Raw genomic sequence first — 16,580 nt, 5'->3', positions numbered from 1 at the left:
TGCATTTCAGTAAATCTGTTGCCAACTATCTGTGCTCTGGATTTCGGCCCATTAGCCGGCCAAAACATGATCTGTGTCGGGATGAAGGTTGAAATTAGCTGCTATAACAGCAATGTCTGATTCATCAAGGAAGCCCGATGGTACCCAAGTACTGTGCCACCGCTCTGGAGGCGGTGTCGTTAATCGATAATGACGAATTCATCTGGACCCACTCCATGGGGGCGACGCCTAGACTCTTGCTGGAGGCCCTGGCTGAACATGCGCTAAACCGCACTAATCTCACGCTATTACAATTACATACTGAGCATGCCGAATGCCTCAGTGGCCCAGAGCTTGAGGGGCATTTGCGCCATCGCTGCTATTTTGGTGGCAAGCCGACCCGTGAACTGCTCGCCAGTGCCCGTGCCGACTATGTGCCGGTGTTTTTATCCGAAGTACCAAAGCTTTTTCGCCGCCGTGAGCAGCGTATCGACACTGCAATAGTGCAGGTGTCACCGCCGGATAAGCATGGCATGTGTTCTCTTGGTATTTCAGTGGAGGCGACCCGCGCCGCCTGTGAGGTGGCTGGTAAGATAATTGCCCATATCAACCCCCGTATGCCCCGTACCCACGGCGACAGTTTTCTTCCGCTGACCCGTTTTGATGCCGTGTTTGAAGCGCCCATGGAGCTACCGGAACATGCTCTGGCGACGACAGATGCGGTAAGCCAGGCCATTGGCCGTAATGTGGCGGCGCTGGTACGCGACGGTGACTGCTTACAGATGGGGATTGGTGGTATTCCCGATGCCGTGCTGGGTTGTCTTGGCAATCACCAGCACCTGGGGGTGCATACGGAGCTGTTTTCTGACGGCATCTTGAGTTTGGTGGAGCGCGGCGTGGTGGATAACAGCCGCAAACGCTTCGCCACCGGCAAGCTGGTAACGGGTTTTGCTTTGGGTAGCCGCAGGCTTTACGACTTTGTGGACGACAATCCCCAGGTGGCATTTTTGGATATTGAGCAGGTCAACGACACCGCCATCATCCGCCGTAACCCGCAGGTGATGGCCATTAACTCGGCACTGCAGGTGGATGTGACCGGTCAGGTGTGCGCCGACTCCATAGGGACCCGTATTTATTCCGGTGTGGGCGGCCAAATGGACTTTATCCGCGGCGCCGGACTCTCTGAAGGGGGCCGCTCTGTGATTGCCATGCCGAGTACGGCAGCCGGAGGCAAGGTGTCCCGCATCAGTACAGTGTTGTCTCCCGGTGCCGGGGTGGTGACCACCCGCGCCCATGTGCACTACATAGTGACCGAATTCGGTGTGGCCTACATGCGCGGTAAATCCATTCGTGAGCGGGCCCGTTCTTTGATTGATATTGCCCACCCGGATTTTCGTGAAGCCCTGGCCCGTGAAACCCATGAAATGTGGGGATTGTTGCTGTGACGAAAGCCCGTCAATCTAAGGTGAGGCGTTAAAGAGCAAGCCCTGTGATACCCGCAAGTAAAAACACCTCGTTTATGGCGAGGTGTTTTTGTTGGCAGGGCTTGTGTTTGTTGTGGCGCTCAGCTTCTGAGGGCGCGGCGCAATATTTTGCCTACTGTGCTTTTTGGCAGTGATGCCACAAACTCGATGTGCCTGGGCTGCTTGTAGCCGGCAAGATTGGCCTGGCAGTGGGCTGTGATGGCGGCTCTGGCGTCATCTGCTTCTACCGATGGTTTGAGCACGATAACGGCTTTTACCGCTTCGCCGCTGCGCTCATCGGCGACGCCGATGACAGCACACTCCAGCACCGCGGGGTGGCTCGCTAACACGTTCTCCACCTCATTGGGGTACACATTAAAGCCTGAGACAATAATCATGTCTTTTTTACGATCTACGATGCGATAACAGCCATCGGGCTCGGCAATGGCAATATCACCTGTCTTGAAGAAACCATCTTTGCTGAATACCCGCTCGGTTTCACCGGCTTGCTGCCAATAGCCGGACATCACCTGTGGTCCGCGCACCGCCAGTTCACCCGCTTGCCCCATGGGAACCGGGGTTTCATCTTCGTCCAGAATCTGCACTTCAGTGGCCAGCACCGGCCGACCTATGGTGCCCAGCCGTTCTGCACCGGGCTGGTTTAAGGTGATCACCGGTGAGGTTTCCGATAATCCATAGCCTTCGCTGATGGTGCAGCCGGTGGTTTGCTGCCACAGACCCGCTGCGGCTTCGGTCAGAGCCGTGCCACCGGAAATGGTGAGTTTCAGATGGCTGAAATCGAGTGCGCGGAATTCTTCCTGATGGCACAGGGCCACAAACAGGGTGTTGAGCCCGGCAAATCCGGTGAAGGGATACTTCGCCAGGGTTTTTATCAGCGACGGAATATCTCTGGGATTGGGGATGAGTACCGAGCAGGCGCCCTGTTCGACAAAAAGCACCAGATTCACCAGGAACGCATAGATATGGTAGATGGGCAGGGGGGCAACAAAAATGTCTTCCCCGGGGGTAATGACATTGGCCAGGCGATCGCGGCATTGAAGGGCGTTGGCTATCAGGTTGCCGTGGCTGAGCATGGCACCCTTGGAGAGCCCTGTGGTGCCGCCCGTGTACTGCAATGCCGCCAGCGTGCTGTGGTTGGCGGCAACCGGTTGCCAGCTTTCCTGACTGCCAAGGTTCAGGGCTTTGAGAAACTCGATGTTCTTCAGTCCGGTTTTGGGCTGTATCTGTGGGCTGACCAAATCCAGCGCATGGGTGGATATCACCAGCTCTATCGGGGTTTCAGCCACCACCTTGGCCAGAGTCGGCAGCAGATCGGAAAGCACCACCAACACCTTCGCCCCTGAGTCTTTAAACTGATGAATAAGCTCACGCTCTGTGTACAGCGGATTGGTGTTTACCAGCACCATGCCGGCCTTGAGCACGCCATAAGCAGCAATGACAAACTGAGTGAGGTTGGGCAGTTGAATGGCGACCTTGTCCCCCGGTTGCAATTGGGTGTGATGTTGCAAAAATGCCGCAAAATCCGTCGACAGTTTGTCTATCTCATTGAAACTGTGGCTTTTGCCTAAACATGCAAAAGCCGGCTTGTCGCCAAAGCGCTTACAGGCCTTGGTGAACAAATCAATCAATGAGGCGTATTCGTTTAAATCCAGCTGATTATTATCGTTATTTAACATGCCAGTATTCCTGCTGATGAAGGCATTGCAGCTACGGGGATAATCTCCAGCTTAGGCGGCCAGTGCCGCTGCGGTCAATGCCTGCACCCACCAGAAAATCCTTTTGTCATCGCCATTTGCACTGAAGTCGCTTTACAGCACAAACGATGGTTTTATCGTCTGCGGTTGATTTTTGACCAGCACTCTATTCAGTAAAAATAATTCTCACGTAAATAGTTGATTTGAATTGTGTTGTGATAATGTTAACTTAATTGTTAGAAAATGTAATGGAATGTGATTCTAAAGTGTTATAGAAATGTCTGGGGGACAATTTTGCTGTCCTTGGGAAGTGCCTTCGGGATGGTTGCCGACAGGTCCCGAAGAGATAAAAAACATAATAAACAATTGAGAGCAAAGATGATGACCATACAAGACACTAAAAAGTTTGGCTTGAGCTCATTGAGCTTGGCAGTCTCGCTGGCTTTGACAGGGGTTATGGGGGCAAGTGCAGCCTGGGCCGAAGAGGCGCAGGAAGAAGCACAGGCGAGCGATAATATCGAGAAGATTGCCGTCGTGGGTTCTCGTGCTGCACCTCGCTCAGTGGGTGAATCCCCAGTGCCGGTAGACATCATAGGAAATGAAGAGTTCACCAAGAATGGTACCACCGACATGAACGACCTGCTTGGCAAGGTAGTTCCTTCTTATAACGTTAATGCCCAACCCATTTCAGATGCCGCAACTCTGGTGCGCCCCGCTAACATGCGCGGTCTGGCGCCTGACCATACATTGATTTTGTTAAACGGTAAGCGTCGTCATCGTGCTGCCGTTATTTCTTTCCTGGGCGGTGGTGTGTCAAACGGTGCCCAGGGCCCAGACATTTCGGTGATCCCCGCTGTTGCACTCAAGCAGGTTGAAGTACTGCGTGATGGCGCTGCGGCCCAGTACGGCTCTGATGCTATTGCCGGCGTGATTAACTTCCAGCTCAAAGACAATGCCGAAGGTGGCACCATCGAAGCCCGTTACGGTGAGTTTTACGAAGGGGATGGTTCCAGCCCCATGATCGCGGCCAACGTGGGTATGCCACTGACTGATAACGGTTTCTTTAACGTCAGCGCCGAATATAAAACCGCTGATGCCACCAGTCGCAGCGTGCAGCGTGATGATGCTGCCGACTTGATCGCCGCCGGTAACACTGCCGTGGCGAACCCCGCTCAGATTTGGGGTGCCCCTGAAACCAAAGAAGACTTTAAGTTTTTCTTTAACGCCGGTCTGGATCTCAATGCCAATCAAACTGCTTACATGTTTGGTAACTGGGCCCGCCGTGACGTAGAAGGTGGCTTTTACTTCCGTAACCCCAATAACCGCGGTGGCGTATACAGCGGTGATGATGGTGAGACGCTGCTGGTGGGTGATCTGACCGGTGATATGTCCGGTAACTGCCCCGTTATCACCATCACCAACAACGTGCCTGATCCAGTGGCACTGGCACAGGTGAAGAACGATCCAGATTGCTTTGTGTTCAATGAAATGTTCCCCGGTGGCTTTACGCCACGTTTTGGTGGTGTCATTGAAGACACCTCCCTGAGCGCCGGTGTGAAAGGCACCACAGCAAGTAACCTGAACTACGATTTTGGTGTCAGCTACGGTAAGAGTGACGCCGATTTCTACATCAAGAACACAGTCAACGCCTCTCTGGGCCCAGATTCGCCTACCGACTTCAATCCCGGTCGTTATGTGCAGATGGAGCGCGGTGCGTCTCTGGATTTCAGCTACTTTGAAGTGGATGAGTGGAGCTTCGCCGCCGGTTTGGAATTCCGCCGTGAGACCTTTGAAATCTACAATGGCGACCCAGCCTCCTTTGAGCTTGGCCCACTGTACACCCAGGGTTTTGGTATCGGTTCCAACGGTTTCCCCGGCTTTAAACCCCAGGACTCTGGTTCATGGAGCCGCAATAACTACGCCGCTTACTTCGATGCCGAGCACGATCTGACCGATAGCTGGTTGGTAACCGGTGCCCTGCGTTACGAGTACTATGATGATTTCGGTTCAACCACCAACTGGAAACTGAGCTCCATCTATAATGTGACCGACGACTTCTCGCTGCGTGCCGCGGCCAGCACCGGCTTCCGTGCTCCTACAGTGGGCCAGAGCAACGTGCGTAACGTAACAACGGCGTTCTCCGGTGGTCAGTTGGAAGATCAGGCAACCCTGCCTCCTACCAACCCTATCTCCATCCAGAAAGGGGCGACACCGCTGGAGCCGGAAACTTCGGTTAACCTGTCATTTGGTGCCGTGTTGACTGTGGGTGAGTTCTTCCTGACGGCGGATTACTTCCACATTACCCTGGAAGACCGTATCACCCAGAGTTCCAACCAGGAGCTGACCCAGGCGGATAAGGATGCGCTGATTGCTCAGGGTGTGCTGGATGCCAACAGCTACAGTTCAGTGCTCTACTTCACAAATGACTTCGATACCACGACTCAGGGTGTCGATTTGGTTGCCAGTTACGCACCTGATTGGCTGGATGGCGCCAACTTTGCGCTGGCCTATAACTGGACTGAAACCACCGTTGACAGATTCAATCCGGACAACATCAGCGAAGCCCGCGTGAAGGTGCTTGAAGAAGCGCTCCCACACCACAAGGGTACCCTGACCTGGACCCAGGAGCTGGGTGCCAACCTGCGCTCTATGGTTCGCATGAACTACTACGGTGAGTTCTATGAAGACCACCTGGATTCAGAAGGTGATTTGCCAATCTACAATGGCTCTACTGTGACCTTTGACGCTGAAGTAGGTTATGACTTCAACGACAACTGGAGCCTGGCAGTGGGTGCACAAAACCTGTTTGATACCTACCCAGATGACAACCCATGGGCCGGTATTGCGGGTGCGGCTTACCCTGTGACTTCACCCTATGGATTCAACGGCGGTTACTACTACGCACGTCTGAATTACAACTTCTGATAATCAGAAGGTGATAGAGGATGAAAAGGCTGCTTCGGCAGCCTTTTTTTATGGGAATCGGTTTATGTTGAGTGTGCTGCCCTGAAATGCACACCCCGAAAAGGATGTGCCATCCTGATGGGTGTGGATAAGGTTTTCAACAGGGTTATTTTTTATAATTAATTGATATAAATCGACTAAGGCGCCTTTGTTTAGCGTTTAATAAAACTTTTGTACATTTTTTTCCACAAGCTTGTTCACAATTTTAAGACTTGGGCTATAGTTGTAAGTTCCCGTAGATGGTTTTGAGTAGTCACCCTTGGGTTAGTCCCACGGAGCCTTGGTCATCCCTCTTGATGATCCTCTGTAAGGGGTGTTGAAGCTCGAAAACCTGGCCCCTGTGGCCGATGCTCGTTGATTGACTTGCTGGCGCTTGGCAATCATTCCCTTTCCCCGGATAGCCCCCTCTCTCCTCCTGGGCTATCCGGGGCATTACCACTTTCTCTCCTTACTGTGTTACTTTTGTCCGGTTATTCCCTTATTCATTAAACCTTTATCTGACTAAGGGATGCCGGACTTGAGGAATTGAGTCCGGGTTTGCCTGCATTTATATATTCGAACAGAACGGAGTCTTCCATGAAAAAACTTGCGCTAGCCGTGGCCATAATCGCCGCCGGAGCGGGAGCCTATTGGTACAGCCAGCAGCAAGGCCAGGGCGCCTTGACCAATCCAGCACTCGATTACATTCCCGCTGACACCCCCATTTTTTCGGGCCAGCTGAAGCCATTTCCTATCAAGGATTATCTGATCGCTACCGCAGGCAACTCGGCCCATTTGGCACAAAGCCCGCTGTTGCAAGAAGAGATGGATGAGATTACCGAGCCCAGCGTTCACTTCGGCATGTACCTGTATAAGGCCTATGTGGAAGGGCTGAAGGATCCCGCCGCGATGCTCAAGCGCTTCGGCCTTGGCGACCAAAGCCGTGGCTTCTTCTATACCCTGGGCGCCTTGCCCGTTGCCCGCATGGAAGTGGCCGATACTACCGCCTTCTGGAAGCTAATGGATGAGGCCGAGCAGGCCAGCGGTTGGCAGCATACCCAGGGGACCATTGCCGGGCAGAGTTACCGCAGTTATCTGCTGTCCGATGCCAACGACGAAGAAAAAGTGGAACTGGTGATTGCCGATCGTGAGGGCATGGTGAGTGTGACCCTCAATACCAGTTTCCAGGATCCCACGCTGCTGGAGCATGCACTGGGCGTGACCAAGGTCACCAACCCTCTGTCAGGCACCAAGTTGCTGGCCGATATCATTAAAACCCACGGTTTTATGGATGACAGTGTCAGCTACATCAACCATCAGGAGTTGGTGCGTGCGGTCGTATCCGGTGATAACCAGCTGGGCAAACAGCTGATGAACCTCTTTGCCAAGACAGGTGAAGATCCCTTCCTGGAACTGCGCACGCCCGAGTGCCAGACCGAGCTCAACGCCATCGCGGCCAACTGGCCCCGTACCGTCGCCGGGCTGACCACAATGAAAGTGGACAGCAAGCAAGCCAGCATGGACATGAAGATGGTGCTGGAAACCCGCAATGAAGTCGTTATCAAGGCGCTGGACAAGATGCGCGGCTACATAGCCGGTTACGTGCAAAAGCCCGGTGACAGTGTAATGGCCATGGGGCTGGGGCTGGACGTGGGTCAGCTGGCGCCTTCACTGAACAAGGTTTGGAACGACTTTATGTCGCCCCGTTTGCAGTGTCAGCCACTGGCCGAATTGCAATCCGAAATGGAAGCCGCCAACCCGGCCATGCTGGGCATGGCAACCGCCATGGCAGATGGCGTCAAGGGCATAGGCGCAGCCGTGCTGGACTATGATCTGCAGATAGTGAACGACGAGCCAAGTCTGAAAAAGCTGGATGCCCTGGTCAGTCTTTCTGCCGAAGACCCGGCCTTCCTGTTTGATATGGTAAAACCCTTTGCGCCTATGCTGGGGCAAATCAATCTCAAGTCTGGTGATGATGTCGACCTGTCTGATTATATCCCCGCTGAGTTTGGTGTTACCGCCAAGCTGGGGCTGCGTGGTCAGCATCTGGTAGTTTACAGCGGTGAAGGCGGAAAACGCATGGCAGACAGCCTCAAGGGGGAGACCCTGGCCGCCAATGGCCTCTTTGGTATGTCGGCCGATTATGGTCGTCTGCTGTCGCCTCTGATGACCCTGATGGAAGCCTCGGGTGAGGAAATCCCTGAAGAGCTCGAAGCCCTCAAGGACTACAAGATGCAGGTGCAAATGGGGATGGATATCAACGAGCAGGGTCCGGTATTTAACACTGGCTTTGTGACCAAGCCCTGACAGGAGTGCGCTCCTTTGCTCCATTAAAAACGCCGCGAAAGCGGCGTTTTTTTATGGCCGGAAAATGGCTTGGCCTGCTTTGCTGTCACTTTTCATCATTGTCGGGTCTCAGGGTGATAGCCGCCCCCCAGAGAGGGGAACCTCGGTGGCACCACGGTTAACCCACAGCACCGCGACTAACGGTGCTTATGGTGCTTGGGGACGCTGGGGAACCCATGGCTATGGGGAACTCTAAGGCGTTGGGGAATTCTGTGGCTATGGAGAAAACTATGGCGTTGGAGAAATCTGCGGCGTTGGGGATTCTGTGGTCTTAACGTGAGTTTCCGGTGTGGCAAGGGCGGTATTCCCGCCGGAACCGTCATGGATGGGCTCACCCTGGATGCGTTGAGACTGGCTTTTCTCGTCGGCGTCCTCTTGCAGCGGGTTCTCTTGCTGCACGTTCTCTTGTTGCACGTTCTCTTGTTGCCCTTGCTCGGAGGGCTCTGCTGGGGAAGGCTCGGCAGGCGTTTTGGTATCGACAGGGGCAAGCTCACCAATCAGTGCCAGTATCCCTTCGGCATCGAACGACTCCTGGCCGGGCACCCAGATATCCGGGCTGGTGCCGGCACCGGAAATCAGGCTGCCATCGAGGGCGTAGGCCAGTGAGCTGGAAAAATAAAACCGCTGCTTGAGATTGGGCAACTGAAATACATGCAGCTTGCCCAGATCGCCCATGGTGTCTTCACCTATGATAATGGCCCGCTGCCAGCCCTTGGCGCTGTGCACAATCCACTCACATTCCTGACGACATCCCGGTCCGGCAATCAGTGCCAGGCGGCCGCTCACTTTTTCGGCCTTTGGCTGGCTTCTGGCGTACCACTGGCCAAAGCGGCTGTGGGCCTCGTCTTCCACCAATTGTGGTCCTTCGCTGACGGCATGATATGCGCGGCTACCCAAATAGTCGTTGCGTTTGTCCACTGAGGTTCGGTAGCGGGCGTAGCCAAGCATGGTAGAGTCTTCATCGGCATAGGCGCCCAGCACAGTCAGCAAAGCCGGACTTTGTCCCTGAGTGCGGCGCAGATCCAATACCAGAAGTTTGGCCGCCATCGCGCGCTTCAACTCCTGCATCATGGCCCGGTTTTGCTCAAGTTCGTTCAAATCGCCAATGGTCACCCAAAAACCACGATCAGCCATGGGCTGGATGGCAAATGGCGTTGCGATCACAGAGGGATCGGGAGCGGGGGGCAACAGTGTCAGACTGGTGCGCCTTTGCTGGCCCTCTGGATTGGTCAGGGTAAGGGTTACCTCGCTTTTTTGCACCAATCCCAGTTCACCCCGCAGCAGGCTGGTACGCTCAAGCCAGGTTGCCTGCTCTGTGAGACTGTACTTGCTGCTGGCAGGTAGAAAAGCCTGGGCGGCTTCCTGCCATCGCGCCATGGGAATGTCATCCAGGTGGCTGATAAAAGGATAATTTTCATCAAATGGGGTTAAGCTTTCGTTCAAGGCCAGCCAGCTGTCTTCCATGGGTCTGAGCTGCACCGGCAATCGCTGGCCAAACTCGGCATCGGCCTCGGTGGCAACCCCAGGGTCGTCCAGCAGGTTCAGTATTTTCAGCACTTCGGCGGCAAACAGGTGCGATGGGATCTGATCCGGATAACGGTTACTCATGGCACGGATATAGCTGTCTATTCGCTGCTGCTTAATGTCGGGCTCCAGGCTTAAAAATGCCGAGTGGGCGGCGATTTCCCGTTGCAGAATATAGAGATCCTGGCGCATCTCCCGAGCCGTGAGGGTATCGGCCCTGGGCTCTTGTGGCCAGAGAAACAGGCTCAGTCGCATGGCGCTGACGGTAATGATAATGACCAGCACCGCCAACACAGCATCAAAGGTGGGTGGCGTGGCGGTTGGCTGTCCGGCCGAAGAGGCCTTCATGGGTTAGCGTTCTCTTAAAGTAAGTCGTTGATTGATATGCCAATACCAACCCTTTGGGTGTGAGCGTTATAGTCTATCAGGCTCTCACCATAACCATTGAAGTATTGGGTATAGAGTCGCAGGTTGCCTATGATGGGATAGCTCCAGGTGAACTCAAAGGCACCCCGGTTAGGGCTGTCGAGATTGTTTCTGAGCAGCATGGTAAAACGATGTTCCTCCAGACCATACACAGCCTGCAGTTCAAAATTGCCCATGTAATCTTCGATATCCGGGTTGTCATCGCCATGGGGATCGCCTTCATATTCTTTTTCATCCTCCGGAATTCGCCACCATACCTTGGCGCCAATGGCCAGGGGGCCCCGGTCGAACACCATGGTGCCGTAGACGCGGTTCCAGCTGCGGGAGAAATCACCTGCCTTGCCATTTGACTGGTGTACGGCGCCAAAGCCCCAGAAGGAGTTGGTCAGGCCAAACACTTCCCAGTCGTTATTGAACAACATAAAGAGCTCAGGTTCGTGGTTGGTTTCACGAAAGGGCGAGGAAATGTCTTTGTTGTATACCTGCCAGTAAGACTGGTTGGTATAGGCAAAAAACAGGTGGCCGTTGTCACCAAAGACGTTATACCAGAGTGGAAACTTAAAGCTTATCTGGAATTTGGCTTCCATCTCGTCCAGGGTGAAGGGATGCTCCGCCGCTTCTTCTTCGAAGGGCTTCATATTGGGGGAACTGTTGTAGGTCACCGGCAATATGTAGTTCACCTTATGGGGGGTGATCACGAAGGGTTGCTCTGAGGTAGCAAGCTCATCTTTCACCCTTTCATCCACCAGAGAGGGTTCTTCTGCCAAGGCAGCATGGGAAATAAACAACAGGGGTAGTAAATATCTCATTAAGTTTTTCATTGTCTTTCCATGAACATATAGCGCCTATCTTGTTGTAGGGCAGATTAACGCCCCCGCCGCGCATTTACCAGAATTCCCCATGGCTCAACGTGAAGTCGCTGGTATTTTGTGCCGCAGCATAGAACTTTTCGCGATAAGTTAGTTTGCCAGTATGGGCTGTTATTTGCGCAGCAGTTTATTTAGCCCTCTGTTTTGTTGAGTATTTTTTGATTCCGGCGTTTGTCCGGGCGTTCAGTGACAACAGGGCGGTGTCCGGCGTGTCTGCATATTCATTTTGGTTATAAAAACTAACTATTTACTATTTTTTAAGGAATATAAGGCCCGTTATATTGGCTTCCAATCTGGTAAGTGGGGGTGTGTATGGACGTTGTAACGTTGCCGGGCCAAGGGCCCAACGGCAAGGTGTGGTTGGTGGGTGCCGGTCCGGGAGATGTGGAACTCCTGACCCTGAAGGCTGCCCGTATCCTGGCCAGCGCCGACGCCGTGCTCTACGACGCACTTGTCAGTGATGACATTCTCGCCCTCATTCCTGAACACGCCGAGAAGATTGCCGTTGGCAAGCGCGCTGGCGCCCACAGTGCCCGTCAGGAAGACATTAACCAACTGCTGGTAACCAAGGCATTTACCCGTAAAAACGTGGTGCGCCTCAAGGGCGGCGACCCCTTTATTTTCGGCCGTGGTGGTGAAGAGTTGCAAACCCTGGTCGAAGCCGGTGTGGCCTTTGAGGTGGTACCGGGCATTACGGCTGCAAGCGGCACCTCTGCCTATGCCGGCATTCCGCTTACCCACAGAGACTTTGCCCAGGGCGTCACCTTTATTACCGGCCATTGCCAGCTCGAGAGCCGTCCCATGGACTGGCAGGGCTATGCCAATCCGGCCAACACCCTGGTGGTGTACATGGGCATTCTCAACGCCGGACTCATCCAGCGCGAGCTGACCAAACATGGCCGCAGCGCCGCCACACCGGTAGCCATTGTCTCCCGCGCCACCACCGCCCACCAGCAGCGGGTGATTGGCACCCTGGGCGAGCTTGAAACCCTCGCCAAAGATGCGCGGGTGGTGATGCCGGCATTGATGATAGTCGGGGAAGTGGTGAGTCTCGCCGACACACTCAACTGGTTTGAACCCGCCCAAGTGGCCGAGGTTCTGCCCAAACAGAATACGAATTGATGCTGCCACGGCAGCCTTCTCAAATATAAGACTCGGAGAAACAAGATGTCAGGGCCTGTGTTAAGTCACCTTGAGCAACTGGAAGCGGAAAGCATCCAGATCTTCCGTGAAGTCGCAGCGGAGTTTGATAACCCTGTGATGCTGTATTCCATCGGTAAGGATTCCTCTGTGCTGCTGCATTTGGCGCGCAAGGCCTTCTATCCCGGCAAAATTCCCTTTCCCCTGCTGCATGTGGATACCGACTGGAAATTCCGCGAGATGATTAAGTTTCGCGACGAAGCGGCAGTGAAGTACGGCTTTGATCTGCTGGTGCACAAAAACCCCGAAGGCCTTGCCATGGGCATGAACCCCTTCACCTTTGGTTCGTCCAAGCACACAGACGTGATGAAGACCGAGGGTCTGAAACAGGCGCTCAACAAATACGGTTTCGATGCCGCCTTCGGTGGTGCGCGCCGCGATGAAGAAAAGTCCCGCGCCAAGGAGCGCGTGTATTCCTTCCGCGACAGCAAGCACCGCTGGGACCCGAAAAACCAGCGCCCCGAGCTGTGGCACACCTACAACGGTCAGGTGAACAAGGGCGAAAGCATTCGTGTGTTCCCGCTGTCCAACTGGACCGAACTGGATATCTGGCAATACATCTATCAGGAAAACATCGACATAGTGCCCTTGTACTTTGCCGATTACCGTCCAGTGGTTGAGCGTAACGGCACCCTGATCATGGTTGACGATGAGCGTATGCCGCTGAACGAAGGCGAAGTGCCCGAGCAAAAGCTGGTGCGTTTCCGCACCCTGGGTTGCTACCCGCTTACCGGCGCTATCGAATCCAGCGCCACCACCCTCACCGGCATCATTGAAGAGATGCTGCTGTCCCGCTCCAGTGAGCGTCAGGGCAGGGTGATTGACCACGATTCATCGGGTTCCATGGAAAAGAAAAAGCGCGAGGGGTATTTCTGATGTCTATTGCACAGCAAGTTAAAGATCTTGGTATTGAGCAATACCTGGAAAGACAACAGCATAAGTCGCTGCTTAAATTCCTCACCTGTGGCTCTGTGGACGATGGCAAGTCGACCCTGATTGGTCGTCTGCTGCACGACAGCGCCCAGATTTACGAGGATCAGCTGGCCGCCCTGTCCAAAGACTCCAAGGTACACGGTACCACGGGTGAGGCCATCGATTTGGCGCTGCTGGTAGACGGCCTGCAGGCCGAGCGCGAGCAGGGCATCACCATCGATGTGGCTTACCGCTATTTCTCCACCGAGAAGCGCAAGTTCATCATCGCCGACACCCCCGGCCACGAACAGTACACCCGCAATATGGCCACGGGCGCGTCCAACTGCGACCTGGCCATCATTCTGGTGGATGCCCGCTACGGCGTGCAAACCCAGACCCGTCGCCACAGCTTTATCTGCTCGCTTTTGGGCATCAAGCAGTTTGTGGTGGCCGTCAACAAGATGGACTTGCTGGGCTTTGATGAAGCGCGCTTTGAAGAAATCAAACGCGAGTATCTCGCCTTTGCCGAGCAGCTTAAGGTACCGGACATCAAGTTTGTGCCCCTGTCGGCCCTCAAGGGCGACAACGTGGTCAGCCGCTCAGAGCAAAGCCCCTGGTACAGCGGCGAAACCTTGCTGTCGATTCTCGAAAATGCCCCGGTTACCGGTGCCAACCGTGACTTTGAAGCCCGCCTGCCGGTGCAGTACGTGAGCCGCCCGAACCTGGATTTCCGTGGTTTTGCCGGCACCATTGCCAGCGGCAGTTTCAAAGTGGGTGATGCGGTCAAGGCCCTGCCTTCCGGTAAAGCCTCCACGGTTAAAAGCATTGTCACTTTCGATGGTGAGCTTGGTGAGGCCTTTGCCGGTCAGGCCGTGACCCTGACGCTGAATGATGAAATCGATATCAGCCGTGGCGATGTGATAGTGCCTGCATCAAGCGATGTGACCGTATCCAATCGGCTGCTGGCCAAGGTGGTGTGGATGCACGAGCAGCCACTGACTCCGGGTAAGCAGTACAACATCAAGCTGGGTACCCGTAAGGTGCCGGGTACGGTGCGCCACATCATTCACAGCATAGATGTGAACACCTTGGCCGAAGACAAGGCCACAGCGCTGCCACTCAATGGCATTGCCCTGGTGGAGCTTGAGCTGGATGAAGCCGTGGTGTTTGACCCCTACCAGGATAACCGCGATACCGGTGGATTTATCTTTATCGACCGTATCAGCAACATCACAGTGGGCGCAGGACTGGTGGAAAGCGCGCTGGAAGCCGAGCACAAAACGACGGATTTCAGTGAGTTTGAGCTTGAGCTCAATGCCCTTATCCGCAAGCACTTCCCCCACTGGCAGGCGCTGGATATCAGTAAGCAGTAGCGGCTGATGCCACCAGATACACAGCGGGCCCTCGGGCCCGTTTTTTCCCGGATACAAGGATAAGGCTATGACGCTGGAGCAATATTGGGTAATAGGCATGGTACTGACGCTGGTCGGTACCCTTGTCTGTACCCGCTTGCCGGCATCCTGGGTGTTTGCCGCAGTCGCACTCTTATCCTACGTCTCCAACTCACTGAGTTTGAACGAGTTGTCTGCCTCATTTACCGACTCATCCCTGCTGACGCTGGTGCTCTTGCTGCTGGCCTCGGTGGCGTTGGAAAAGACCCGCCTTATCAGCTGGGTCGGGGTGCAGTTAAGTCGTGGCGGCCTGCGCACTGTGCTTACCAAGCTGTGGTTTTCTACCTCGGTGCTGTCATCCTTCACCGCCAATACGGCTGTGGTGGCAAGCCTGATTGGTGCCATCAAGCGCAACCAGCGTTATGCTCCTTCCAAGCTGATGTTGCCCATGGCCTTTGCGGCCACCTTTGGCGGTACTCTGACCCTGATTGGTACGTCCACCAATCTGGTGATCAACAGTTTTTTGGATCGCGCCGGTCTGCCGCTGTTGCAGTTTTTTACCACCACTGGGGTGGCCATAGGTGTGGTGCTGGCGGGTATGCTGGTGCTGTGGCTGATTGCCGACCGCCTGCCCATTACCGAAAAAGCCGAAGATGAGCAGAACCTGCCGTATTTCCTCGAGGCGCGTATTGCCGCGGGCTCTATTCTGATTGGCAAAACCGTGAGTGATGCGGGCCTCAGGCATTTGCGCAAGCTGTATTTGGCCGAAATTCAGCGTGTTATCGGTGATGAAAAAACCACTATTATTCCGGTCACCCCCGAAGAGGTGCTCCAGCAAGGCGATGTGCTTTTGTTTGCCGGTGATATGGAGTCGGTGGCCGTACTGCAGGAAATCGCCGGTCTGACCCTTTATGGCCATCACACCATGAACGGTCAGAGTCTGGCCGAGGCCATTATCAGTCACTCTTCCAGCCTCAATGGTGTAAGCCTGAAGGACGCCCAGTTCCGTGAGCGTTTCGATGCCGTAGTGGTGGCGGTGCGCCGCGGCCACGAGCGTCTGCGCGGTGGCCTGGGCACTATCGAATTACAGGCCGGGGATGCCCTGTTGCTGGTACCCGGCAAGCAGTTTGGCGATGCATCCCAGCGGCTCGATAAAGAATTTTTGCTGGTGAACGGCGTGGATTCGGCCACCCGTTTGTCACCCCGTCGCAGTGCCTGGGTGCTGGCAAGCTTTGCCGCTGTGATAGGTCTTGCCATGTTCAATGTGCTGCCGCTCCTAAAGGGGCTGACATTGTTCGTGGCAGGTTTGCTGTTGACTCAGGTGGTGACCCTGTCTGAGCTTAAGCGCCGCTTTCCCATCGACATAGTGCTGATTGTGGGCGGGGCACTGGCGCTGTCACAGGCCATGGGGAACAGTGGCATTTCCAAACTGCTGGCCGATGAGCTGACTGCAGGTTTCAGCGGTGTACACTATTTCTTTGTGATGGCGGGGGTATACCTGCTGACACTCTTTTTAACTGAGCTGATGTCCAATAATGCCGCAGCAGCCTTGGTGTGCCCCATTGCCATCAGCCTCGCGCAGGGCCTTGGCATAGACCCCATGCCCTTTATCATGGCGGTGCTTTTTGGTGCCAGTGCCAGCTTTATCAGCCCCTGGGGCTACCAAACCAACCTCTTGGTATTCACCGTGGGCAATTATCGATTAAAACAATATGTTGGCGTTGGGATCCCCATGGCAATTGCCTACACCTTCGCGGTGCTGGCGTTGATCCCCCTGATGTTCCCGTTCCACAGCCTGTAACGGTCAGAGGC

10 protein-coding genes are annotated in these 16,580 nt (G+C 54.6%); 7 read left to right on the top strand and 3 right to left on the bottom strand.

Translation table 11 applies throughout. The annotated features are described in order from the left end of the window. Nucleotides 1-137 precede the first annotated feature (137 nt). On the top strand, nucleotides 138-1,424 hold the full coding sequence (locus SAMA_RS15135) for an acetyl-CoA hydrolase/transferase family protein (RefSeq protein ID WP_011761006.1): 1,287 nt from the start codon (nucleotides 138-140) through the stop codon (nucleotides 1,422-1,424). Nucleotides 1,425-1,543: 119 nt separating this feature from the next. Here the strand turns inward: SAMA_RS15135 and SAMA_RS15130 are convergent, their stop codons facing one another. Further along, entirely contained in the window at nucleotides 1,544-3,139 is a 1,596-nt protein-coding gene (locus tag SAMA_RS15130) for an AMP-binding protein (protein ID WP_011761005.1), read from the bottom strand. Between the two features lie 399 nt (nucleotides 3,140-3,538). Between SAMA_RS15130 and SAMA_RS15125 the strand changes: the two genes are divergently transcribed. Further along, nucleotides 3,539-6,082 carry a TonB-dependent receptor plug domain-containing protein gene (locus SAMA_RS15125; protein WP_049758029.1) on the top strand — a complete coding sequence of 848 codons (2,544 nt, stop codon included), beginning with the start codon at nucleotides 3,539-3,541 and terminating at the stop codon, nucleotides 6,080-6,082. A gap of 615 nt (nucleotides 6,083-6,697) precedes the next feature. After that, the gene (locus SAMA_RS15115; RefSeq protein WP_011761003.1) at nucleotides 6,698-8,407 is read left to right on the top strand and encodes a hypothetical protein; all 1,710 of its coding nucleotides are present in this window, start codon (nucleotides 6,698-6,700) and stop codon (nucleotides 8,405-8,407) included. A 267-nt stretch (nucleotides 8,408-8,674) separates the two neighbouring features. Here the strand turns inward: SAMA_RS15115 and SAMA_RS15110 are convergent, their stop codons facing one another. Both SAMA_RS15110 and SAMA_RS15105 read right to left on the bottom strand, forming a co-directional pair. Beyond that, nucleotides 8,675-10,318 (bottom strand): S41 family peptidase, encoded by a 1,644-nt coding sequence (locus SAMA_RS15110; protein WP_011761002.1) that lies wholly within the window; start codon nucleotides 10,316-10,318, stop codon nucleotides 8,675-8,677. Between the two features lie 14 nt (nucleotides 10,319-10,332). After that, nucleotides 10,333-11,217 carry a phospholipase A gene (locus SAMA_RS15105; RefSeq protein ID WP_011761001.1) on the bottom strand — a complete coding sequence of 295 codons (885 nt, stop codon included), beginning with the start codon at nucleotides 11,215-11,217 and terminating at the stop codon, nucleotides 10,333-10,335. Between the two features lie 360 nt (nucleotides 11,218-11,577). Here SAMA_RS15105 and cobA point away from each other — a divergent pair, with 360 nt between their 5' ends. The 4 genes from cobA to SAMA_RS15085 all read left to right on the top strand — a co-directional run bounded on the left by cobA (nucleotide 11,578) and on the right by SAMA_RS15085 (nucleotide 16,569). Continuing rightward, the gene (cobA, locus tag SAMA_RS15100; RefSeq protein WP_011761000.1) at nucleotides 11,578-12,387 is read left to right on the top strand and encodes a uroporphyrinogen-III C-methyltransferase; all 810 of its coding nucleotides are present in this window, start codon (nucleotides 11,578-11,580) and stop codon (nucleotides 12,385-12,387) included. A 45-nt stretch (nucleotides 12,388-12,432) separates the two neighbouring features. After that, a complete protein-coding gene (gene cysD, locus SAMA_RS15095) occupies nucleotides 12,433-13,341 on the top strand; it encodes a sulfate adenylyltransferase subunit CysD (protein ID WP_011760999.1) in 909 nt (302 codons plus the stop codon). Next, a complete protein-coding gene (cysN, locus tag SAMA_RS15090) occupies nucleotides 13,341-14,750 on the top strand; it encodes a sulfate adenylyltransferase subunit CysN (RefSeq protein ID WP_011760998.1) in 1,410 nt (469 codons plus the stop codon). The genes cysD and cysN overlap by 1 nt, the downstream gene beginning before the upstream one ends. A gap of 67 nt (nucleotides 14,751-14,817) precedes the next feature. After that, the gene (locus tag SAMA_RS15085; protein WP_011760997.1) at nucleotides 14,818-16,569 is read left to right on the top strand and encodes an SLC13 family permease; all 1,752 of its coding nucleotides are present in this window, start codon (nucleotides 14,818-14,820) and stop codon (nucleotides 16,567-16,569) included. The last annotated feature ends 11 nt before the right edge of the window (nucleotides 16,570-16,580 follow it).

The organism is Shewanella amazonensis SB2B (genome assembly GCF_000015245.1).
GTDB lineage: Bacteria > Pseudomonadota > Gammaproteobacteria > Enterobacterales > Shewanellaceae > Shewanella > Shewanella amazonensis.
The sequence above is the reverse complement of the archived record's forward strand: the minus strand, read 5'-3'. Positions and strand labels throughout refer to the sequence as shown.